The organism is Epilithonimonas tenax DSM 16811 (assembly GCF_000428485.1).
Classification (GTDB): domain Bacteria; phylum Bacteroidota; class Bacteroidia; order Flavobacteriales; family Weeksellaceae; genus Epilithonimonas; species Epilithonimonas tenax.
Window position 1 is genome coordinate 62,386 of sequence record NZ_AUAA01000013.1, and the last position, 21,571, is coordinate 83,956.

Annotated in this window: 19 protein-coding genes and 1 pseudogene; 12 read left to right on the forward strand and 8 right to left on the reverse strand. The window is 37.8% G+C overall.

What is annotated here, in order from left to right; translation table 11 throughout:
- Positions 1-51: 51 nt before the first annotated feature.
- From ftsZ to F564_RS0108550, 6 genes are all read left to right on the forward strand, one after another.
- Positions 52-1,932 carry a cell division protein FtsZ gene (gene ftsZ, locus F564_RS0108515; protein WP_028122269.1) on the forward strand — a complete coding sequence of 627 codons (1,881 nt, stop codon included), beginning with the start codon at positions 52-54 and terminating at the stop codon, positions 1,930-1,932.
- Positions 1,933-2,023: 91 nt separating this feature from the next.
- Positions 2,024-2,470, forward strand: a complete 447-nt coding sequence (locus F564_RS0108520) for a GatB/YqeY domain-containing protein (RefSeq protein ID WP_028122270.1) — start codon at positions 2,024-2,026, stop codon at positions 2,468-2,470.
- 278 nt (positions 2,471-2,748) lie between these two features.
- A complete protein-coding gene (locus tag F564_RS0108525; protein WP_028122271.1) occupies positions 2,749-3,159 on the forward strand; it encodes a BrxA/BrxB family bacilliredoxin in 411 nt (136 codons plus the stop codon).
- Between the two features lie 104 nt (positions 3,160-3,263).
- The gene (locus tag F564_RS0108530) at positions 3,264-4,205 is read left to right on the forward strand and encodes a ribose-phosphate pyrophosphokinase (RefSeq protein ID WP_028122272.1); all 942 of its coding nucleotides are present in this window, start codon (positions 3,264-3,266) and stop codon (positions 4,203-4,205) included.
- Between the two features lie 44 nt (positions 4,206-4,249).
- Positions 4,250-4,894 (forward strand): 50S ribosomal protein L25/general stress protein Ctc, encoded by a 645-nt coding sequence (locus F564_RS0108535; RefSeq protein WP_028122273.1) that lies wholly within the window; start codon positions 4,250-4,252, stop codon positions 4,892-4,894.
- A gap of 525 nt (positions 4,895-5,419) precedes the next feature.
- Positions 5,420-6,943 (forward strand): GH3 auxin-responsive promoter family protein, encoded by a 1,524-nt coding sequence (locus F564_RS0108550; RefSeq protein WP_028122276.1) that lies wholly within the window; start codon positions 5,420-5,422, stop codon positions 6,941-6,943.
- Between the two features lie 194 nt (positions 6,944-7,137).
- On the opposite strand, the gene F564_RS0108555 is transcribed toward F564_RS0108550, so the two are convergent.
- From F564_RS0108555 to F564_RS0108575, 5 genes are all read right to left on the reverse strand, one after another.
- A complete protein-coding gene (locus F564_RS0108555; protein WP_028122277.1) occupies positions 7,138-8,790 on the reverse strand; it encodes a DNA repair protein RecN in 1,653 nt (550 codons plus the stop codon).
- A gap of 35 nt (positions 8,791-8,825) precedes the next feature.
- The gene (gene porD / locus F564_RS0108560; RefSeq protein ID WP_028122278.1) at positions 8,826-9,728 is read right to left on the reverse strand and encodes a type IX secretion system protein PorD; all 903 of its coding nucleotides are present in this window, start codon (positions 9,726-9,728) and stop codon (positions 8,826-8,828) included.
- Between the two features lie 92 nt (positions 9,729-9,820).
- Positions 9,821-11,014 carry a bifunctional phosphopantothenoylcysteine decarboxylase/phosphopantothenate--cysteine ligase CoaBC gene (gene coaBC, locus F564_RS0108565; protein ID WP_028122279.1) on the reverse strand — a complete coding sequence of 398 codons (1,194 nt, stop codon included), beginning with the start codon at positions 11,012-11,014 and terminating at the stop codon, positions 9,821-9,823.
- Between the two features lie 109 nt (positions 11,015-11,123).
- Complete coding sequence (locus tag F564_RS0108570) at positions 11,124-11,447, reverse strand: DNA-directed RNA polymerase subunit omega (protein ID WP_028122280.1); 324 nt, start codon at positions 11,445-11,447, stop codon at positions 11,124-11,126.
- Positions 11,448-11,480: 33 nt separating this feature from the next.
- The gene (locus F564_RS0108575; protein WP_028122281.1) at positions 11,481-12,473 is read right to left on the reverse strand and encodes an outer membrane protein assembly factor BamD; all 993 of its coding nucleotides are present in this window, start codon (positions 12,471-12,473) and stop codon (positions 11,481-11,483) included.
- A 227-nt stretch (positions 12,474-12,700) separates the two neighbouring features.
- Between F564_RS0108575 and lepA the strand changes: the two genes are divergently transcribed.
- The 5 genes from lepA to F564_RS0108600 all read left to right on the forward strand — a co-directional run bounded on the left by lepA (position 12,701) and on the right by F564_RS0108600 (position 18,278).
- Entirely contained in the window at positions 12,701-14,497 is a 1,797-nt protein-coding gene (gene lepA, locus F564_RS0108580) for a translation elongation factor 4 (RefSeq protein WP_028122282.1), read from the forward strand.
- 64 nt (positions 14,498-14,561) lie between these two features.
- A complete protein-coding gene (locus F564_RS0108585) occupies positions 14,562-14,870 on the forward strand; it encodes a hypothetical protein (RefSeq protein WP_154656832.1) in 309 nt (102 codons plus the stop codon).
- Positions 14,860-15,924, forward strand: coding sequence for a hypothetical protein (locus tag F564_RS0108590; RefSeq protein ID WP_028122284.1), 1,065 nt, complete (start codon positions 14,860-14,862; stop codon positions 15,922-15,924). Before F564_RS0108585 ends, F564_RS0108590 begins: the two co-directional genes overlap by 11 nt.
- A 3-nt stretch (positions 15,925-15,927) precedes the next feature.
- The gene (gene dcd, locus F564_RS0108595; protein WP_028122285.1) at positions 15,928-16,521 is read left to right on the forward strand and encodes a dCTP deaminase; all 594 of its coding nucleotides are present in this window, start codon (positions 15,928-15,930) and stop codon (positions 16,519-16,521) included.
- A gap of 41 nt (positions 16,522-16,562) precedes the next feature.
- A complete protein-coding gene (locus tag F564_RS0108600; protein WP_028122286.1) occupies positions 16,563-18,278 on the forward strand; it encodes a M14 family metallopeptidase in 1,716 nt (571 codons plus the stop codon).
- A gap of 192 nt (positions 18,279-18,470) precedes the next feature.
- Here the strand turns inward: F564_RS0108600 and F564_RS18960 are convergent, their stop codons facing one another.
- Positions 18,471-18,755, reverse strand: a complete 285-nt coding sequence (locus tag F564_RS18960; protein WP_051259614.1) for a hypothetical protein — start codon at positions 18,753-18,755, stop codon at positions 18,471-18,473.
- On the reverse strand, positions 18,742-19,086 hold the full coding sequence (locus tag F564_RS0108610; RefSeq protein ID WP_028122287.1) for a hypothetical protein: 345 nt from the start codon (positions 19,084-19,086) through the stop codon (positions 18,742-18,744). The genes F564_RS18960 and F564_RS0108610 overlap by 14 nt, the downstream gene beginning before the upstream one ends.
- A gap of 178 nt (positions 19,087-19,264) precedes the next feature.
- On the opposite strand from F564_RS0108610, the gene F564_RS0108615 reads away from it, so the two are divergent.
- Positions 19,265-21,124, forward strand: a complete 1,860-nt coding sequence (locus F564_RS0108615; RefSeq protein WP_028122288.1) for a M1 family metallopeptidase — start codon at positions 19,265-19,267, stop codon at positions 21,122-21,124.
- Between the two features lie 134 nt (positions 21,125-21,258).
- Here F564_RS0108615 and F564_RS20570 read toward each other — a convergent pair.
- Positions 21,259-21,571: pseudogene (locus F564_RS20570) on the reverse strand (hypothetical protein); the annotation flags it as partial.

Below are 21,571 nucleotides of genomic sequence, written 5' to 3' on the forward strand. Positions count from 1 at the left end.
TGATTCATCAACTATTATTTATCAATCGTCAACTATAAAAAACATACCATTATGGACAATATATCAAACACACAGGGTTTTTCCTTTGACCTACCAAAAGGGAATTCTGCCATCATCAAAGTAATTGGTGTTGGTGGCGGCGGAAACAATGCTTTGAAACATATGTACGAGAAAGGGATCTACGGCGTAGATTTCGTCATCTGTAATACAGATGCACAGACTTTGGATAACAATCCGGTTTCTAACAAAGTTCAGTTAGGAATCTCTATGACAGAAGGTCTCGGCGCAGGAGCTGATCCAGAAGTTGGAGAAAAAGCGGCGATTGAAAGTATAGACGAGATCAAAGCAGCAATGGGACAAAACACCAAGATGGTTTTCATCACAGCCGGAATGGGCGGTGGAACGGGAACTGGTGCTGCGCCTGTGATCGCAAAAGTAGCGAAGGAAATGGGAATCCTTACCGTGGGAATCGTAACCGTACCTTTTAGTTTTGAAGGAAAAAGAAGATTGGACCAAGCAGAATTGGGACTTGAAAAATTAAGAAATAATGTCGATTCTTTAATTGTCATTAATAATGATAAATTAAGACAGCAGTTCGGAAATCTTGGCTTTAAACAAGGGTTTTCTAAGGCCGATGAAGTGTTGACAAACGCAGCCAAAGGAATGGCAGAGGTGATTACAGGTTATTTCGATGTCAATATCGATTTCCGTGATGCAAAATCTGTCCTTGCAAATTCAGGAACTGCGTTGATGTCAACGGGTGTTGCAACCGGTGAGAAAAAAGCAGAAGAAGCGGTTAAAAAAGCATTGGATTCCCCATTGCTGAACGACAACAAAATTACCGGAGCGAAAAACGTTCTATTGTTGATCAGAAGCGGTGTTTCTGAGGTGACGATGGACGAGATAGGCGTGATTATGGATTACATCCAAAAAGAAGCTGGCCATACAGCAGACATTATTTTTGGAGTTGGAACAGACGAAGAATTGGGCGATGCAGTAAGCGTTCTGGTCATCGCAACCGGATTTTCTAATGACGATAAGAAAAATATTGGCACCACTGAAACCATCAAATATTCTTTAGACGACAGACCGAATTCGTTCTCAAGAAACAGAGAATCCCCTTTCAAAAGCAGACTTCAGGATGAGGCAAAATCCCAACCAGAGTCTGGGAAAAACTTTTTTCGTCTAGATGATGAGGATGATTTCAGAACGTCCAATTTCCCAACCAATTCTGTGACAGAAAGTCTGATAGAAGAAGTGGCAACAGAAACCCAAATCATAGAAAACGCAGAAATCGTAGATTACTCCGATGATTATGGGAACGTAGGAAAGAATGAGTACAATCTTTTTAATTTTGAGGAAGATATCAATGATGATTTTGATCTAGAACCACAATCTTTTACCTTCGAAGTTGAGGATAAGCCAAAAGCATCTTTCAAAATTGAAGAGGTTGAAAAACCGGTAGAAGTGACTTTTACGATTAATGAATCTTCAACCGAAGAAGAATTTCCGGTGATCCAAAAACAAGTCATTTCTGAAGTTAAAGAAGAGATTGTCACCGATTTGAGCCAAGAAAAAATGCAGGAAGTACAGCCCAACCATTATTCTTTCGCCTCAGAAGTAAAAGAAGAAATCCTTGAACAAAGAACTTCTGACCCCGTTCAGGAAACCGAAAGCGGTTTTACTTTCTTCAACAAAACACCAGACGGTTCCAAAGCTTTGGACAGAAGAAACAAACTGAAAGAATTCAATTCCCGCTACCAGCAATTGGATAATGAGAATGTGTTCGAAACAGTTCCAGCTTTCAAAAGGAAAAATATTAACATCGACGGAGCCAATGCATCCGACCAGAATATCAACACCTATTTGTCTGATTACAACGGAAGTATGCAGTTGAGAGAGAATCGTTTTCTTAATAAAGATGTAGATTAAATTGCGAATGGCTTATGGCAAATAGCTTTTAGCTTCCAATTGGAATGTTATAAAGCCAACCTCCAAAAGCCAACCGCCAAAAGCAAAAACTATGAGTTTAGAACTTACGATAAACGACGCGATAAAAACCGCCATGAGAGAGAAAGACAGAGTAGCTCTGGATTCTCTACGTGCTGTAAAAGCGCAAATATTACTGTTGAAAACAGAAGCCATTGGTGCAGAAGTTTCAGCGGAACAAGAAATTGCAATTTTGCAAAGAATGATCAAGCAAAGAAAGGATTCCTACGACCAATTTACGGCTCAGGGAAGAACAGATCTTGCGGAAGTAGAAGAAGCGCAGTCCAAAGTGATTGAGCAGTTTCTCCCAAAACAACTTTCTGCAGAAGAATTGGAATCAGAAATCAAGAAAATCATTTTTGAAACCGGAGCAGAAAGTATCAAAGATTTAGGAAAAGTAATGGGTGTTGCTTCCAAAGCATTGGCCGGAAAATCAGACGGAAAGAGCATTTCCGAAATGGTGAAGAAGTTACTTGCCTAATTTATAATTGATAATTCATGATTGATTTTTTTTGAATCGATTATCATTTATCTCTTATCATTTATTGCCCCACGGATATACAAAATATGCATATCGATTTGATTTGAACCCAAAGTCTTCGGATTTTGGGTTTTTTATTCTTAAAATACCAGCCAAAATGGCTCAATAGATTTTCGGAATGATTTTAATAGAATGAAAGATGAGCGAAGCAAAATAATATTGATTAAATTTGCAACTCAAGCTAGACTTTGAACGTTAAACTTTTAAACAAAACAAATATGTATCCAGCAGATTTAGTATTGCCAATGAAGGCAGAACTTACAGATAAAGGGTTTCAGGACCTTACAACACCAGCACAAGTAGACACAGCCCTGAAGCAGGAAGGAACAACACTTTTGGTAATCAATTCGGTTTGCGGATGTGCAGCTGGAGCGGCAAGACCAGGCGTTTTGTACTCTTTGACTGGTGAGAAGAAACCAGATCATTTGGTGACAGCATTTGCCGGATTTGATGGCGATGCAGTGGCAGAAGCAAGAAGATTGCTGGCTCCATTTCCTCCAAGCTCACCGTGTGTAGCACTTTTCAAGGACGGAGAGTTGGTGCATATGTTAGAAAGACACCATATAGAAGGTAATCCTGCAGGCGCAATTGCGGCTAATCTTCAGGCAGCTTTCGAAGAATATTGTTAAAAGCAGAAAACCAAAATAGAGATATTTTGGTTTTTTTTATCACTATAAATGAAATTCAGTCTTTATAGTTTTTATTATTTTTTAAATTTGCAAAAAAGTAAAAAATGTCAGACCACCAAGCCAGTTATCTATTTTCAACAAGAACCAGCCACGAGTTGGCAGAGAAGATTGCCCAGAGTTACGGGCAGCCTCTTGGAATCATTAATTTTCAACATTTCAGTGACGGAGAATTCGAGCCGGTATTGGAGCAGTCTGTGAGAGGAGCACGTGTTTTCCTCATTGCGTCTACCTTTCCGCCAGCAGATAACCTTCTGGAACTTTTATTAATGATAGATGCTGCGAAAAGAGCATCCGCCAAAAACATCACCGTTGTAATTCCTTATTACGGTTTGGCAAGACAGGACAGAAAAGACAAACCAAGAGCACCAATCGGCGCAAAACTGGTTGCCAATCTTCTTACTGCAGCAGGCGCTACAAGAATTATGACCATGGATCTCCACGCAGATCAGATCCAAGGATTCTTTGAGATTCCCGTAGATCATCTGTATGCATCTACTATTTTTGTAGATTACATCAGAAATTTGAATCTTGAAAATCTAACCATTGCGTCGCCAGATATGGGCGGTGCAAAGAGAGCGAAAAATTACGCTGGACATTTGGGAGCAGATGTTGTAATTGCCTATAAAGAAAGAAAAAAAGCCAACGTCATAGAAGAGATGTTCCTGATTGGAGATGTTAAAGACAAAAACGTCATCCTGATCGATGATATGATTGATACGGCTGGTACGCTTTGCAAAGCAGCGGATATCCTGATGGAGAAAGGAGCTAGATCTGTACGAGCAATGGCGACTCACGGTGTTCTATCCGGCAAAGCTTATGAGAATATTCAAAACTCTCAATTATTAGAAGTTATCGTAACAGATTCTATCCCGTTAAAAGAAGGATTATCCTCAAAAATAAGAGTGCTTTCTTGCGCAGATCTTTTCGCTGACGTTATGAAAATGGTCCATGAGCACAAATCTATAAGTGATAAGTTCATTATTTAAAAAAAAGTAATACCTTTGCACCCTTAAAAATAATTTTATACAAAATGAAATCTATTACAATTCAAGGTACAAAAAGAGAAAGCGTGGGCAAAAAGTCTACTAAAGCTTTACGTGATGCTGAATTAGTTCCTTGTGTTGTTTACGGAGGTGGCGAGCCATTGAACTTCTCTGCATTAGAGAAAGCATTCAAAGGTTTAGTGTATACTCCCGAAGCACACACGGTATCTATTGAAGTTGATGGACAGGTCATTCCTGCTGTTCTTCAAGATATTCAGTTCCACCCAATTACAGACAAAATTATTCACGCAGACTTCTACAGATTATCTGAAGATAAACCGGTAGTTATGGAAGTTCCTGTAAGAGTTACAGGTCGTTCCAAAGGTGTTGTTGCCGGTGGTGTTCTAAGACAAACTTACAGAAAACTGAAAGTAAAAGCAATCCCTGCTAACTTGCCAGACGAGATTGTTGTGGATATTACACCTCTTAAGATTGGAAACAAACTTTATGTTGAAACTCTTAAAAGCGACAAATACACATTTATGCACCCAGACAACGCAGTAGTAGTGGCTGTTAAAATGTCTAGAAATGCTAGTAAAAATGCTGCTGCAGCAATGGATGATGACGAAGAAGAAGAAGGAGTAACAGAAGGCGGAGCAGAAGCTACAACTGAAGAAACATCAGCAGAATAAATTATTGATATTTATAATAATATTGAAAACCGCAGATTATATCTGCGGTTTTTTTTTGTGTAATGTCCTTATTGTCATATTCTCTTAGATTCGCCTGAAAAATAAGTGACAAGAGCTGCTTTGATTGAAACAAGAGAGTCTTAAGTTTCAGAATTTGAAGTACAAAGCTCAGCGCATGATCTGGAGAAAAGTTCATCCAAAGGCATTCAGAAAGTTCAAAGAACGCGGTATCTCATCGCATTGTGTGCCAAATATGAAAAACAGAAAGAGCTTTTTCAACTGGATCACATTAGCGAGTAGATATTGCAAAAAAAAAGGATTCCAGGCTAAGGCGCAATTTAACTTGACAGCATATTTAAAAAAACTTTCTTTATGATCAATTTAGACGAAGACCAGGTAAAGATGCTTGTCTGATCTATTAGAGAGCCAAAAGAAGCCATGCCAATAACAGGAAAATAATATAAGATTTATAAAAACCAAAATCAAAACTTTTTCCGTTCTCAAAAATTGTTATATTTGTGAAGAATGGCAACTAAAGCACTTTTCAATACTGTCGTCAATTGGTTTATCCGTCAGCGGATAGATCAGATCGAGCATTTCAAACAAAATCCTGTGGAGACGCAGGAGGGTTTGCTGTTTTCTCAGCTCTTCAATGCAGAGGAAACCGAGTATGGGACGACGTACGGCTTCAGCTCCATTTCAAATTACAAAGACTTCCGGAAAAAAGTACCGATTGTCTGCTACGAGGACTTTGAACCTTATATAGAAAAAGCACGTCAGGGACAGAAAGATGTCTTCTGGCCAGGCATCATCAAGCAATTTGCTAAATCCTCCGGCACCACCAACGCCAAGAGTAAGTACATTCCCATCACTGCAGAAAGTCTGGAAGACTGCCATTACAAAGCGGGTAAAGATCTGATGTCCATTTACGTCAACAACCATCCAGAAAGCGAACTTTTTCAGCACAAGAATTTGCGTTTAGGAGGAAGTGCAGAAATGTATCAGGATTTTAATACGAAATTTGGTGACTTGTCGGCGATACTGATAGAAAACCTGCCTTTCTGGGTAGAGATTATCAACACGCCGAGCAAAAAAACATCCCTCATGTCCGAATGGGAAAGCAAGATGAAGGCCATCATCGGAGAGGTGAAGAGTGAAGATGTAGGAAGTCTTACAGGCGTTCCAAGTTGGATGATGGTATTGCTCCAAAGAACTTTACAAGAAACGGGAAAAGACTCTATCTCAGAACTGTGGCCTAACCTGGAGGTTTTCTTTCACGGCGGAATCAGTTTCAAACCATATAAAAATCAGTACAAACAGATTTTCGGGAAAGATGTCCGCTATTACGAGATATACAATGCTTCCGAAGGGTTTTTTGCGATTCAGGATCAGGCAGGCAGTGACGAAATGCTGCTGATGTTGGATTACGGCATCTTCTACGAGTTCATTCCAATGGATCTATACTACGCAGGAATCCGCGAAGCCATCCCAATTCAGGATGTTGAGATTGATAAAAATTACGCCCTTGTCATCACCACCAATGGCGGTCTTTGGCGATATCTGATCGGCGACACCGTCAAGTTCACTTCTGTTAATCCTTATAGAATTAAAATCTCCGGAAGGACGAAGCATTACATCAATGCATTTGGAGAAGAACTGATGATTGATAATGTGGAAACAGCGCTGAAAATGGCCTGCGAGCAATTGGATGCCAGTGTTTCTGATTACACAGGTGCACCAATTTTTATGACCAATAAAAGCAAAGGCTGTCACGAATGGATCTTCGAGTTTACCAAGAAACCCAATAGTATCCAAGAGTTTACAGAAGTTTTTGACCAATCTCTAAAAACCCTAAACTCTGATTACGAAGCCAAACGGTACAACGACATCACCTTGAGATGCCCCACAATCCACGCCGCAAAACCAAACTTGTTCTACGAATGGATGGCAAGTCGCGGCAAGCTGGGAGGCCAAAACAAAGTCCCGAGACTGAGCAATGACCGGCAGTATATTGATACTTTGCTTCTTTTAAATGAAACAAAAGTTTAGATTAAGATCGCAAGTTTTCTTCCCATTTATGAAACCAAAAAACCAAAATCTATTCTTGCTTTGTTTCAAAAACGATTCTGTATCGTTTATATACCATTTCACAAATATTTAGATCATCAAAGAATTCTGATTGTTTGTAAGACCATATTCTGTTTGGTATTTTTCTTATGTCTTGAAAAATGTTTTTTCTGAATTTACAATCCAATCAATTCTTTTGCCTGAGAAATAGCCGCTTCTGTAATTTTGGAACCTGAGATCAACTGGGCAATTTCGTTCAGTTTTTCGTCATCAGAAAGTTTGATAATGGTGGTTTTGGTCACGGCATTTTCGTCAAATTTCACCACTTTGTAATTCTCATTTCCCTTAGCCGCAACTTGGGCAAGATGTGTGATGACAATCAATTGCAAATCCTGAGACATCTCCTGCATCAATTTTCCCATTTCTTCTGCGATTCTACCAGAAACCCCAGTGTCGATTTCGTCTAAGATCAATGTGGGAAGATCATTATTCTCCGCCATTATTTTTTTGATGGCGAGCATTACCCTTGATCTTTCTCCGCCGGAAACAGCGTTCTGGATGGGTTTCAATGGGAAGCCTGAATTGGCTTGGAAGAGGATTTGGATGTTATTTTTCCCGTGAAGATGATATGCTGATGATTCTGACAAATCAATTTTCAGAATGGCTTTTTCAAGACCTAATTTTGAGAAAATGTTTTTCGCCTGATTTTCTAAGTCGCCAGAGAATTTCTTTCTGTTTTCCGATAATTTTTGACTGATAGTCAGAAGTTCTTTTTCGATCAGTTTCAGGCTTTTTTCTTTTTCTTCGATTTGATTTTCAATCGTTTCCAAAGAGTTTTGACTTGCGGATAATACTTCTCTTATCTCCAATAGTCCAGCGATATCGTTCACCTGATGTTTGAGGAAAAGCGAGTTCAGCCGGTTGACTGTCGTCAACAAAGCCTGCAGCAAATGAGGGTCGATTTCCAGATTTTCTGCTTTGTTTTCGATCTCGATATTGATGTCTTTCAGTTCCAGATAAGTAGCTTCCAGTCTTTGGCTGAAGTCTTGGTAATCGGAAGACAGTTCAGAAAGTTTGGCAATCTTATTTTTAACTTCGAAAAGTCCGGCTAAAATTCCGAAATCATCCCGATTCAGTTTCGATAGAATGTCTGCAAGATATTCACTAATCTGTCCTGCATTTTCCTGTGTACTGAGTTGATTCTGGATCTCTTCAAAATCCAGATCATCCAACTGCATTTCTTCCAGTTCCGTCAAAAGAAAATGTTTGTAATCAGATTCTTTGTTATTGTCTGCCAGTGCAGATTTGAGTTGTTCAATTTCTCGTTTCGTGGCCTGGTAACCGGTGTAGTGTCTCTGGTAATCAGACAGCAGTGCTTTGTTTTTTGCCAATCCGTCAAGGATTCCGAATTGGAATTCTTCTGTGAACAGATCGGACGTTTCGAATTGCGAATGGATATCAATTAATCTGGACGACAGTTCCTTCAAGACATCCAACGTGACTGGGACATCATTGATGAATGCACGCGATTTGCCGCCCGATGAGATCTCTCTTCGGATGATGGTCTGCCGTTCAAAGTCGAGGTCTTTTTCTGTGAAGAAATCTCGGAAATGTTCTGTAATCAGAAATTCTGTCTCTACGATACTTTTGGCGTCGGACTTTGCAAAAGATTTGGCATCAGCTCTTTCTCCCATTATCAGGCGAAGGGCACCCAGAATGATAGATTTTCCGGCGCCTGTTTCTCCGGTAATGACTTGGAGGCCTTTCTTGAGATTGATCTCAAGCTTGTCTATTAACGCAAAATTCTGAATAAAAATTCTTGAAAGCATATTTTAATTATTAACTGGAAATGATTAATGAAGAATTATTTCCATTTACTCCATTTAGCATCATTGTCAATGGGCGCAAAAATATTCATTAAAGTTTTCAGTTCACTGATGTTGACAGACGTATTATTTCCAGAATTGAAGATGTTGAAAATCTCGGTACTTTTGCTTTCTATAAAAACGGTAAATGGGTAATTCATCTGGAAATTATTTTCATAAAACTTGAGCTGCATCAAAGATTCTGCAATGGTTTTTTTTGCAGGACCCTGATCCGATTTTGCCAAGTTGTCCAGGCCAGCGCGGTGGTAGCTGTAAAAAACAGTGCGCAGGGTGGACGTGTTTTCGTTTTGCAATCCGGAGATTAGTGCGCCTCTGTTTCTTTGACTTTCTATTTGATTCCAACCGTCATAATTTTGATTCTGAGCGTTTTGTGCGATTTTGAACGCCTTGTCAAACCAAACTTGTCCTCCTTTTAACTGAAAACTGTCGCCATCATATCCTAAAATCACATAAATATAAAAACTAATCACGTCTGTCAGGTTTTTTCCTGAAAATTGCCTTTCATTGAAGATCAAGTTTTCATTTTCGTTGTACTCAAAAGAAAAACTTTTGTCGTTAATGTTGATTAAGGGAGAATCATATTGCGAGTTGAAAACAGGACGGGTTGCCTGTACAACGAGGGTTCCTTTGAAGTTGCTGCCGTTACGCTCTGAGATGACCATAGCAAAGTTACATTTGACTTTTTCAAAGTTCTGGAGCTTTTTTCCGGTCCAGCTTGTATGATTGATGAAATCACGCAAGGATTTTTCCAGCGTTCGGAAAACCTGTGTGTTACTTCCTTCGATTTGTTGGGAATTGATCTGCACATTGGCCAAAAGCTCTTGTGATAAAGCTGTCTGAGCAAAAAATAAAGTGCAGATTATAAAAAGTAGTTTTTTCATCCGTCTAAAAAATGTTTGTAAAAATAAGCAATCTTTGCTAAAGTTATGAATCTAAATCTTGTTAAAAATAGAACGGAAATCAGGCTGTTTTCTTACAATTTCTGTTCGAGATAGTTCAAAATGTCTTTGGCGACCTCTTCTTTTGATTTTAATGAAAATGATTGTTCTTCTGTTGGGGTGAAAATCTTGATCTTGTTTGTAGCATTGGCGAAACCGGCGCCTTCGTCCCTCAGAGAATTGAGGACGATCATATCCAGATTTTTTTTGACTAATTTACCTTTGGCATTTTCCTCTTCATTCTGAGTTTCCAGAGCAAAACCGACTAGAAATTGTCCTGCTTTTTTCTCGCCCATTGTTTTGAGAATATCTTTATTTTTTACCAGCTCGATCGTGAGTTCACTGTCGTTTTTCTTAATTTTTTCTGTCGCTTTTACTTTCGGCGTATAGTCGGCCACGGCGGCACTCATGATGGCAACATCCACATTGTCATAATGTTTGAAAACTTCGTCAAACATTTCCTGCGCCGATGTTACCCTGTGTAGTGTAATGTTTTGATCATCTGCTTTCTGAGAAGAAGGTCCGGAAATGAGAATGACTTTTGCGCCTCTTTTTGCAGCTTCTTTAGCGAGGTCGAACCCCATTTTCCCTGAAGAATGGTTGCCTATAAATCTCACGGGATCTATGTTCTCGTAGGTTGGTCCTGCCGTGATCAGAAATGTTTTGGCGGCTAATGAAGAGTGCCTATCAGAAAATTGATGTTGTAAAACTGATAAAATTGAGGCTGGTTCTGCTAATCGGCCTTGGCCGGAAAGTCCGCTTGCCAGTTCTCCAAATTCTGCCGGAATGATCTGGTGTCCGAAACTTTCAATTGTTTGTAAATTGCGCGTTACGGTAGGATGCGCGTACATGTCCAAATCCATTGCGGGCGCTACGATGACAGGACATTTTGCAGACATATAGACTGCCATCAGAAAATTGTCACATTGGCCGTTGCTTATTTTTGCTAAGGTATTGGCTGTGCATGGCGCAATGAGCATCAGGTCTGCCCAAAGGGCCAGTTCTACGTGGTTGTTCCAGGTTTTATTTTCGTCATAAAAATCAGTGTACACTTTGTCTTTTGAAAGTGTGGAAAGCGTTAGCGGCGAGACGAAATCTTCTGCGGATTTTGTCAGGATGATTTTAACTTCGGCACCCGATTTTATAAGATCCCGAACAAGATAATTCATTTTGTATGCAGCGATTCCTCCTGTGATACCAAGGATTATTTTTTTGCCTTGCAAGCTCATTTTTCTTTGATTTATAACAACGAAAGTATTAATAATTTTAGTAACAAAAAAACCGTCAGATTGAAGTGGCGTTCAACTTGACGGTTTTGTATTTTTAAATCAGAAAGATTTAGTTTTTTTCTTCAGTTTTTCTGTGGTAGATCTCATCATCCAACCATTCTCTGATTGCAATAGAGGTTGGTTTTGGCATTTTCTCGTAGTGTTTGGAGATTTCTATCTGCTCTCTGTTTTCAAAAACTTCTTCCAAAGTAGAGTTGTGAACAGCAAATTCATCTAGCTTACCGTGAAGTTCTGTGCGGATTTCAGCGTTGATTTGCTCAGCTCTTTTACCCATAATTACGATAGCTTCATAGATGCTGGCTACTTTTGCTTCGATTTTATCTTTGTCGTAAGTGATGGTGCTTACTTCTGCTTTTGTATCTTTAAGGCTCATTGGACGAATTGTTTAGGGTTGCAAATATACTAATTATCTTTTAAACTTGAAAGTGGCTTGTGGTTCTGGTGAATTTACCTTGGCGCTGTCTCTTCTTGCCTGTTCTGCAGAGTTCTCCATTTTCAGCTGGTTTTTTTCCTGAGCGACTTCTTTTTTCTCAGTTTCTTTGGCTTCAGTATTTTTTATTTTGGCGTCGTATTCTGCTTTTCTTTTTTCGACATCTGCTTGTAGCGATGCAAATTTTACTTTCTCAACTTCCAGTTTTGCAAAAAGGTCATCTGCTGTTTTTGAATATTCAGAATTCGGTAATTCTGTGGAAATTCTCTTGGCATAAGCCGCAGCATTGTCCAGTCTTTCTTTTTTAAGATCGTAGATAGAATTGATGGCCAACTCGTACTTTGATTTCATAATGATATCATAGATCTTTGGTCTCAGCTTGGTCGCCGGGAAATCTTCCAAAACGTTTTCAAAAGTAACGGCAGCAGCTTTGTACTCGCCCATTTTGTAGTATTGCTTAGCATTTTCAAACGCTTTGAATTCTAATTTGTACGTCAACTCATCTACCAGTTGGGTGATGTTCTTGGAACGCTCAGAGTCAGGGTATTCATTCAGGAAATTCTGCAATTCTGTGATGGCAGATTCTGTATTGCTTTGATCGAGATTGTATTGCAAAGATCCTTCGTAATAACAAAGTGCAGAAAGATATGCTGCTTCTTCTTTTCTTGGATCCTGAGGGAAACTTACAACGAAGTTTTTGAATTGATTGGCCGCTAATCTGTAATTCTTATCGTAATAATTGGCATAAGCCGAATTAAAAACAACGTTGGGCGCATCATCTGTTCCCGCTACAAGATTTGGCAATCTGTCATAAAGAGCCAAGGCATCTGACCATTTTTTCTTTGCGAATTTTTCGTTTGCAACTTTTAAGATAAAATCTTTGTCTGCACTCTTCATAGCCTGATCCATTTCTGTTTTGCAAGACAGCAAAATCACAGACAATACTAATAAACTAATATATTTCTTCATAATTCCCGCCAGAATAAATCTGTCACTTAATTGTAATTAATTTGCAAAAGTAAAACTTTTTTCTGCAATAGCTTTTTTTTATGAAAGATTAACGTTTTCTTTTGTGCAATTAGACGTCAGATGGTAGAAGATTAGAGATTTTACTGCAATAAAAACTTCTAATATCTGAACTCTATCTTCTAACATCTCAATAAATAGTGTATTTTTGCAAATTACAAGAATTTTAAATGAAAAACATCAGGAACTTCTGCATTATTGCACATATCGATCACGGTAAAAGTACATTGGCAGATCGTCTTTTAGAATATACCAACACCGTTACCCAAAGAGAATTGCAGTCGCAAACTCTGGATGATATGGATTTGGAAAAAGAACGTGGCATCACCATCAAGTCGCACGCAATCCAAATGGATTACGAGCTGAATGGTGAAAAGTATATTTTAAACCTTATCGATACGCCAGGACACGTGGATTTCTCTTACGAGGTTTCACGTTCTATCGCGGCTTGCGAAGGTGCGCTTTTGATTGTGGATGCGGCACAAAGTATTCAGGCACAGACGATCAGTAATCTGTATTTAGCTTTGGAAAATGATTTGGAAATCATTCCAATCCTTAATAAAATAGATCTTCCTTCCGCGAATCCGGAAGAAGTGACAGACGAGATTATGGGACTTTTAGGTTGCAAATACGAAGATGTCCTTCGTGTTTCCGGGAAAACTGGAGAAGGTGTCCACGACTTGCTAGAGCAGATCGTGAAAAGAGTGCCGCCACCAGTTGGCGATCCGAAAGCACCACTTCAGGCATTGATTTTTGATTCTGTTTACAATCCTTTCCGAGGGATTGAAGCTTATTTCAAAGTCGTGAACGGAAGTATTTCTAAAAACGAAAAAATAAAATTCTTCGCAACTGGAAAAGAATACGGTGCGGACGAAGTTGGAACGTTGAAGTTGAAACAACTTCCAAAGAAAACCATCGAATGTGGTGACGTAGGTTACATTATTTCCGGAATCAAAGATGCCCGTGAAGTAAAAGTAGGTGATACGATCACCTCTTTCGTCAATCCGGCATCAGAAGCGATTGACGGTTTTGAAGAAGTGAAGCCTATGGTTTTTGCCGGAATCTATCCGATTGAATCTGAGGATTTTGAGGAATTAAGGTTCTCATTAGAAAAATTAAGACTGAATGACGCTTCTTTGGTTTTTGAGCCGGAAAGTTCTGCAGCGCTTGGTTTTGGTTTCCGTTGTGGATTCCTGGGAATGCTGCATATGGAAATTGTGCAGGAACGTTTGGATCGCGAATTCAATATGGATGTGATCACGACGGTTCCCAACGTATCGTACCACGGCTATTCTAAAAAAGATCCGGAAACACCAATTTTGATTAATAATCCTTCAGAAATGATGGATCCAATGAGTCTGGACAGAGTAGAAGAGCCGTTTATCAAAGCGGTGATCATTACGAAATCTGACTTCGTGGGTGGCGTGATGACGCTTTGTATTGAGAAAAGAGGCGAGATTGTCAACCAAAGTTATTTGACGGCAGACAGAGTGGAGTTGACCTTCAATATGCCATTGGCAGAAGTGGTTTTTGACTTTTATGACAGGCTGAAATCCATTTCTAAAGGTTACGCTTCATTCGATTATTCTCCGATCGGGATGCGTGCGTCTAAATTGGTGAAAATGGATATTTTGATCAATGGCGATATGGTGGATGCCTTATCTTCTTTGATTCACGATTCTAATGCATATTACATCGGTAAAAAAATGTGTGAGAAATTGCGCGAACTGATTCCGAGACAACAATTTGATATCGCTGTTCAGGCCGCTTTGGGAGCGAAAGTGATTGCCAGAGAAACCATCAAAGCTTTGAGAAAAGACGTTACCGCAAAATGTTACGGAGGTGATATTTCCAGAAAACGTAAACTTCTTGAGAAACAGAAAGAAGGTAAGAAAAAAATGAAACAGATTGGTAGAGTAGAAGTGCCACAATCAGCGTTTATGGCTGTTTTGAAGCTGAATGATTAAAAAAAATAAAAATAAAAATTTCAAGTTTAATTATTTTACTAACTTTGATAAAAACCATAGCATTATGTATCTAGCCCAAATCGACTCTAAACAAAGTCAGATTCCTTTTTATATAAGCATTTTTTCCGACATATTAAAAGGAGAAAATGAATATAAAAATCAGATGGATACTGCAATTAAAGATGCAGCGTTAGTTTCAACTAATAAGAAAGATATTTATACTGTAGAAAGAAAACATTATTTTTTAATCACTTCATTGTTAATGTATTATAGCGAAAAGCTTTCTCAATTAACAAATGTAGATGTAATTAGTAATTCTGTTTATTCTGAAATTATAAGTCTTTTAAGTAAGAGTTACGGGAATGACTGTTAAAGCAATTGAATTACAATTACTTCAATTAGAAGGCATTTTCTCAAAAAGTAAAGCAAATATTTATTCAGATAATAAAAAAGAAAAATACTTTGAAGAACTTCATTTATTATTTGATGCTATTAAAAAAGTAGATTTAGGAACATTTGATGATAACTTGCTGGGAATTCATTATCAAATTTTAAATTACGTATTTGGAGCATTAGAATTTTTAGATAATAGTACTTTAAATCTTATTCCATTTGAAACCGTATCCTGCTTGGAAAAAGTTTTAGATGAGTGGATTTCTGATGATAATTTTATAATTGCAACCTCCTTATCAAATAGAAATTTAGATTTTTATTTTATGGGGGAAAATATCGAATTTTTCATTCTAATGAATGACACAATAGATAAGTTATATAGTCTAAAGATTTCAAAAAGACTAATTAAAATAGTCTTACCTCGTGTTTTATCGAGAGACTATCTGTCAATAGTCGTGCTTTATCACGAACTGGGACATTTCATTGATATTGAACTAAATATTAGCCAAAATATTTTTTACAAAAAAAACGGCTTCAGATATAATTATACTGAAGCTGAAATGCAAGACCATTCTCATACAATGGAATATTTTGCGGATATATTTGCTGCTCAGTACATTAATAATGCATCAAATTTATTTTTAGATTATATATCTAATAATACACCAGATTTGCCAACTCATCCTTCAACAAAGAAGAGAATCGATTTTGTAGATAAATTTTTAAGAAGGGAAAATATTGATGTAGTTAATGAATTTAATTTAGTATTGACTGCTCAAGTAAAACCAGCGATTGAAATTAGACATAAAGTTTTTGATGCGGATAAATCAGATTTTAATGAGTTTATACCACAACAAATAAATTCAGATGAAGAATTGCATTCTATTTTCAAACTGGGCTGGGATTTTTGGAATAATTCTGAAACTAATACACTAAATAAAGTTCCAAAAAAACAGAGGTATTATATTATTAATAATTTGGTAGAGAAATCAATTTCTAATTACATAGTAGTTTCAAATTGGAATAAAATCTAAAAGATGAGTATTATTACTAAAGGCGATTTGAAAAAACTTATCAGTGAAAAGACCCTAGTTATTACGCCTATATTAGATGAAGGGCAGTTTGGTGAAATTAGTTTTGACTTTAGAATTGGGACTGATTTCTTAACTCAACATCAAGGAAGGAATGCATTTATAGATACTACTAAAAATAGTAATATTACTAGGTCAATTAAAAGTAGTTACACTGAAACTAGAAGAAAACTTGGCGAAGAATTTTTAATTCATCCATCGCAACCTACATTATTCTCTACTCTTGAATATGTAAAACTTCCTACAGATATTTATGCAGTATTAAATCTGAGAAGTTCTTACAGCAGATTAGGTCTTTCTATTTCTACAATTGTACAGCCGGGATATTGTGGTTGCCTTTCTGTTGAAATTGTTAATGCAGGAAATACAAGTATTAAGATTTTAACAGGAACAAGATTCTTACAAGCACGATTTTTCAAGATTTCTGAAAATACAGATTATTTTAGTTCTATTAGAAAATATACTTGTCAAGTTAGGCCTATGCCCTCTAAAGCGAACGAAGATGAGGATTTAGAAAAGCTACTAAAAATGAATTTATAACCTCTGAAAATAGCAGAGGTTTTTTTATTTATAAAATTAATATGAAAAAGTTCCCAATCCTTTTCCTCCTAATCTCAACTTTCACATTCTCCCAAACACTCCAAACGACTTTCGAAAAAGGCAACGGCAACCAAACTGTGACGTTTGAGGAAATGAGAACTTACTATCAGAAACTCGATAAAGAATTTGAAAGCATTACTTTCCAGACTAAGGGCGAAGATGACAATGGCGCACCAATCGATGTCGTGATTTTCAATCCAACCAAGCAAAGTTTCGAAGAAGCGAGAAAAGGAAAATCGGTTTTATTCGTGAACAACGGCATTCATCCAGGCGAACCAGACGGCATTGATGCGACGATGATGTTGATGAGAGACCTAGCAACCGGAAAAATCAAAGCGCCGAAAAATGTAATCATCGCTTCAATCGCCAGTTACAACATCAGCGGAATGATGAACCGAGGCAGTTTTTCCAGGGCCAATCAAAATGGTCCGGAAGAATATGGTTTCCGTGGAAATGCCAGAAATTACGATTTGAACCGGGATTTCATTAAAACAGATTCCAAAAACTCCAGAAGTTTCCAACAGATTTTCCAATGGCTGAAGCCCGATGTTTTCATAGACAATCACGTGAGCAACGGTGCAGATTATCAATACACTTTCACTTATATTTCTACGAACAAAGAACGGTTGGGAAATGTTCTTGGTAATTATTTTAATAATGAAATACAGAAAACGCTTCTCAAAAATATGGAGAAAAAGGGCGTCATTTCTGTGCCTTATGTCAACATTCACGGTGATGTTCCGGACGGCGGTTTCCCAGCATTCATAGACTCTCCGAGATATGCGACAGGTTACACGACGCTCTTCAACACCATCGGGACGGTGGTGGAAACGCATATGTTGAAGCCTTACAAAGACCGCGTGAAAGTGACTTACGATTATATGGTTGAAAGCATCAATTATATCGATGAAAATTTCAAAACCATTCAGCAAAAAAGAGCCGAAAATCTGAAACAGTACAAAGTCGGAAACCAATATGCAATTGCCTGGAAACTCGATTCTACAAAATACGAAACGATTGATTTCAAAGGTTTTGAAGCGAAGTACAAACCAAGCGAAGTTTCCGGAAAAACCAGACTTTGGTACGATAGAAAATCGCCGTTTTCCAATCCTGTGAAATATTACAACACCTACATTCCGGCAAAAGAAATTACAATCCCAAAATATTACGTCATCCCGCAATCCGAATGGAAAGTGATTGATTTGCTGAAACTTAACCAAATAAAAATGATTCCGATAAAACAGGATTCTGCGATGGCGGTGGAAAGTTACAGGCTCAAAGATTTCAAAACCGTTCCCAATCCTTACGAAGGTCATTATCTGCATTACGACACATTTGTGACCAAAGATTCCGGCAAAATGAAGTTCAGAGCCGGCGATTTTCTAATTCCGCTAAATCAGGACGGCGTGAAATTTCTCTTAGAAACTTTGGAGCCGGAAGCGGTAGATTCTTACTTCAACTGGAATTTCTTTGATGCGATGCTGGGTCAAAAAGAATATTATTCACCTTACGTTTTCGAAGATACGGCCGCCAAACTTATGAAAGAGAACAAGGCCTTAAAAACCGCTTTCGAAATGGAAAAAGCCATCAATGCAAAATTCGCAAACGACGGCGAGGCGCAGCTGGATTGGGTTTACAAACATTCCAACTACTACGAGAAAACGCATCGGCTTTATCCGGTTTTTAGGATTAATTAGAATATTTATTTGGGCAGCTATTTCCGCCTTCCACTCCCAATCTTTTTTGCCGACGATTTCCATTAAGCTGAACTTGAGTACACGCAAAAAAGGATTTCCGCTCAAGTCGGGCTGCGGATTCAATATAAAAGCAGCATTTGTACTAAAAAACAAGTTTGTCATTCCACAAGAATCCAGATTAAAATATCATTTCTAATTATCAGATTTGAATTTCATAATAATTTTATGAACCTGTTTGTCGATTTCTCCTACAATATTTCTTTCACTATATTTTGTAAGAGTATAATATTGAATATCATTCGCTAATTGATTTAAATAATTTTTGCCATTCAATTTATAATGACTAATCTCTAATTCATTTAATTTGATTAATCTACCAAAACCAACAAATGAATTACTACAATTAACATCAATGAAAAAATTATCTTCATTCGTTAAAAAAAACCAAAATTGCGCTTCAAAATCAATTACTCTCATCAGATAATTTTAAAATTGTTCTTCTATAGATTTTTTCTGTATACGCCTCTATAAATTCAAATTCATTTTCCCTTTCATCAAACTGAATAATATAATCAAGTCCAATTTCGTAACTTAATTTATCTCCCAAAAACATTAATCTTGCACCACTAATTCGTCCTGCAAAATATGTAAGAATAAATTCGGTACTTGAAAACGTTGTGAAGTGTCTATCAAAATTATTCTTATGTGTACAAATAGCTTCTTCAAAGTATAAAACATTACCAATATTTATTGAAAAATTTTCTACGAAATTTATTACATTGTCTCTTACTTCTTTATCAAAAGCCATTTTAATTTATCATTTTAAATTATTGTTAACATTCAAATATACCATTTTCCAATAAATAGGAATCAATGTTCCCCGCCTTTCCACTTGCCATTCAACAAAAACTTAGTATTTTTGAGACAATTAAAAATAGAAAACCTTTATGATTCGTAAATCGATAAAGATTCACAAAAATAATTCTATGAAAAAACTGCAATTCTCTTTAGTTTTCACCCTTTGTTCTTTATTCTCTTTTGCGCAGCAAAGCGCTTACTCCCAGCAATATGCAAAATATAAAATGGATATTGATGTAGATGCTGCCAACTTCACCTATCAGGGGAAACAGACTTTGCAGTACCAGAACAATTCGCCAGACGAGCTGAGAGTGGCCTATTTCCATTTGTATTGGAACGCTTTCAAAGCTGGTTCTATGATGGACCAGCGTGTGACGGGTCAAGGCGTGAATGCGGACGGCAGATTGGCAAAACGCGTTGGAAATACAGTGATTTCCAGATTGTCCGAGATTCCTAAGAATGAAGAAGGCGCACAGAATATCCGTTGGATAAAGCAGAACGGAAAAGATTTGAAATTCGAGATTCAGGGAACGGTGATGAAAGTTTATTTGGCTGATGCTATCAAACCAAATTCATCAACCACTTTCACAATGGAATGGGTCGCTGTGGTCCCAATGCAAATCAGAAGAAGCGGACGAAATAACCGTGAGGGCGTCGATATGACAATGAGCCAATGGTATCCCAAAATTGCTGAATATGACTATGATGGTTGGGCGACTTTCGATTACATCGGAAGAGAGTTTCACGCTCCGTTTTCTGATTACGAAGTGAATATCAAAATTGATAAAGATTACGTCATCGGAGCTGGCGGAAATCTGGAAAATCCAACCGAAGTGAAAGGTTATGAAAGCAATGCCACCATCAAACAAGATATTTCAAACAAAGTAACCTGGAAATGGACTGCCAAAAATATTCTCGATTTTGCCTGGGCGGCAGACAGAGATTACACTGTAGAGAGTTTTCCAATTCTTGATGGGCCAAAGGTTTTCTTAGTTTATCAGAAATCCGAAAAGACAAAATATTGGTCCGAAATGAAACCGTACATCACCAAATATTACCAGTTGATGAACGCCACTTTCGGGCGTTACAAATGGCCAAGCTATTCCTTCATCCAAGGCGGCGATGGCGGAATGGAGTACGGAATGTGTACCATGGTTTTGGGCGAAGCAACCACTTTGGAAGGATTAGCAGGTTTGATGTTCCACGAAGGCGCACACTCCTGGTTTCAGCAGATGCTGGCAACCAACGAGAGCGTAAGACCTTGGATGGACGAGGGTTTCACACAGTATGCAGAAGATTTTGTGTCTTACAGATTGTTCCCGCCCAAGGAATCGCAACCCAATCCGTTTGTTGGAGCCATTAAGGCTTATATTAATTTTACAAAGTCCGGCAAAGAAGAGCCTGCGGTCTGGCTGGCAGATCATCACGACAACGGAACGGCTTACACCTACGCCAGTTACATCAAAGGCGAAATGTTTTTGGTTCAGTTGGGTTACATTGTTGGAGAGGAAAATCTCAACAGAATGATGCTGAAATATTATGACGAATGGGCAATGAAACACCCTACGGAAAGAGACTTTATTCACATTGCGCAACAGGTGACCGGTATGGATTTGAAATGGTTCCAACATTATTGGATCAATACAACCAAAACCATCGATTACGGTATCAAAAATGTGAAATACGATCCTGCATCTACGACCATCACTTTGGTGAATAAAGGCGGTGTTCCAATGCCAGTTGATTTCAGTGTTTTGACCAAGGAAAAGAAAATCATTAATTATAATATTCCACTCAACCTTACCAGAACTTGGAAATCGAAAGATGTGTACGGAAATTTCCAAACTTTGCCATACTGGGCTTGGACGCAGCAGGAGTATAGTTTTACAATTCCTTACACAAAGGCGCAGTTATCAGCCATCGGAATTGATTTCAGTCAGCGTTTGGCAGATGTGAATCCTGAAGATAATTATCTGGAAGTGAAGTGATGAAAACACAAACTCCGACAGTTTTGCCGGAGTTTGTTCATTGTTGCTTTGTATGATCCATTCTATTCCAATAAAAAGCCCATCTTTCGGAGGTGAAATTTTGGAAGCTGCAAAATCAATATGAAGAACTTGTTTTATTTTAGTTCATTCGCAATAATGACTTTTTCATTTATTATATTAGTCCACAAATGATTATCAGATGCAGTAAAATATTTGTTGCTAGATATTTTCGGTTTTAATCTAAAGTAGAAATCATATGATCCGCCAACAATTCCTTTTTTTGGTATATATATAAATCTATCAATTCCCCGATGTTCATTGTAGCCATCTTGTGCCCACCATCCATCAAATGTCCAAAATTGATAAGCAATTTCATTTTTTATTGTAATTTCTTTTGACAAATAATTTCTATAGTTATAATATACACTTAGATTTCGAAGAAAATTT

Excerpts from the sequence above, each read along its gene's own strand:
- F564_RS0108615 (WP_028122288.1), top strand. The coding sequence starts at position 19,265 with ATGAAAAAACTGCAATTCTCTTTAGTTTTCACCCTTTGTTCTTTATTC.
- F564_RS0108530 (WP_028122272.1), top strand. The coding sequence starts at position 3,264 with ATGTCAGACCACCAAGCCAGTTATCTATTTTCAACAAGAACCAGCCAC.
- F564_RS0108585 (WP_154656832.1), top strand. The coding sequence starts at position 14,562 with ATGTATCTAGCCCAAATCGACTCTAAACAAAGTCAGATTCCTTTTTAT.
- F564_RS0108575 (WP_028122281.1), bottom strand. The coding sequence starts at position 12,473 with ATGAAGAAATATATTAGTTTATTAGTATTGTCTGTGATTTTGCTGTCT.
- porD (WP_028122278.1), bottom strand. The coding sequence starts at position 9,728 with ATGAAAAAACTACTTTTTATAATCTGCACTTTATTTTTTGCTCAGACA.
- dcd (WP_028122285.1), top strand. The coding sequence starts at position 15,928 with ATGAGTATTATTACTAAAGGCGATTTGAAAAAACTTATCAGTGAAAAG.
- F564_RS0108555 (WP_028122277.1), bottom strand. The coding sequence starts at position 8,790 with ATGCTTTCAAGAATTTTTATTCAGAATTTTGCGTTAATAGACAAGCTT.
- ftsZ (WP_028122269.1), top strand. The coding sequence starts at position 52 with ATGGACAATATATCAAACACACAGGGTTTTTCCTTTGACCTACCAAAA.
- F564_RS0108525 (WP_028122271.1), top strand. The coding sequence starts at position 2,749 with ATGTATCCAGCAGATTTAGTATTGCCAATGAAGGCAGAACTTACAGAT.
- F564_RS0108550 (WP_028122276.1), top strand. The coding sequence starts at position 5,420 with ATGGCAACTAAAGCACTTTTCAATACTGTCGTCAATTGGTTTATCCGT.
- F564_RS0108535 (WP_028122273.1), top strand. The coding sequence starts at position 4,250 with ATGAAATCTATTACAATTCAAGGTACAAAAAGAGAAAGCGTGGGCAAA.
- F564_RS0108590 (WP_028122284.1), top strand. The coding sequence starts at position 14,860 with ATGACTGTTAAAGCAATTGAATTACAATTACTTCAATTAGAAGGCATT.
- lepA (WP_028122282.1), top strand. The coding sequence starts at position 12,701 with ATGAAAAACATCAGGAACTTCTGCATTATTGCACATATCGATCACGGT.
- F564_RS18960 (WP_051259614.1), bottom strand. The coding sequence starts at position 18,755 with ATGAGAGTAATTGATTTTGAAGCGCAATTTTGGTTTTTTTTAACGAAT.
- F564_RS0108570 (WP_028122280.1), bottom strand. The coding sequence starts at position 11,447 with ATGAGCCTTAAAGATACAAAAGCAGAAGTAAGCACCATCACTTACGAC.
- F564_RS0108520 (WP_028122270.1), top strand. The coding sequence starts at position 2,024 with ATGAGTTTAGAACTTACGATAAACGACGCGATAAAAACCGCCATGAGA.
- F564_RS0108600 (WP_028122286.1), top strand. The coding sequence starts at position 16,563 with ATGAAAAAGTTCCCAATCCTTTTCCTCCTAATCTCAACTTTCACATTC.
- F564_RS0108610 (WP_028122287.1), bottom strand. The coding sequence starts at position 19,086 with ATGGCTTTTGATAAAGAAGTAAGAGACAATGTAATAAATTTCGTAGAA.
- coaBC (WP_028122279.1), bottom strand. The coding sequence starts at position 11,014 with ATGAGCTTGCAAGGCAAAAAAATAATCCTTGGTATCACAGGAGGAATC.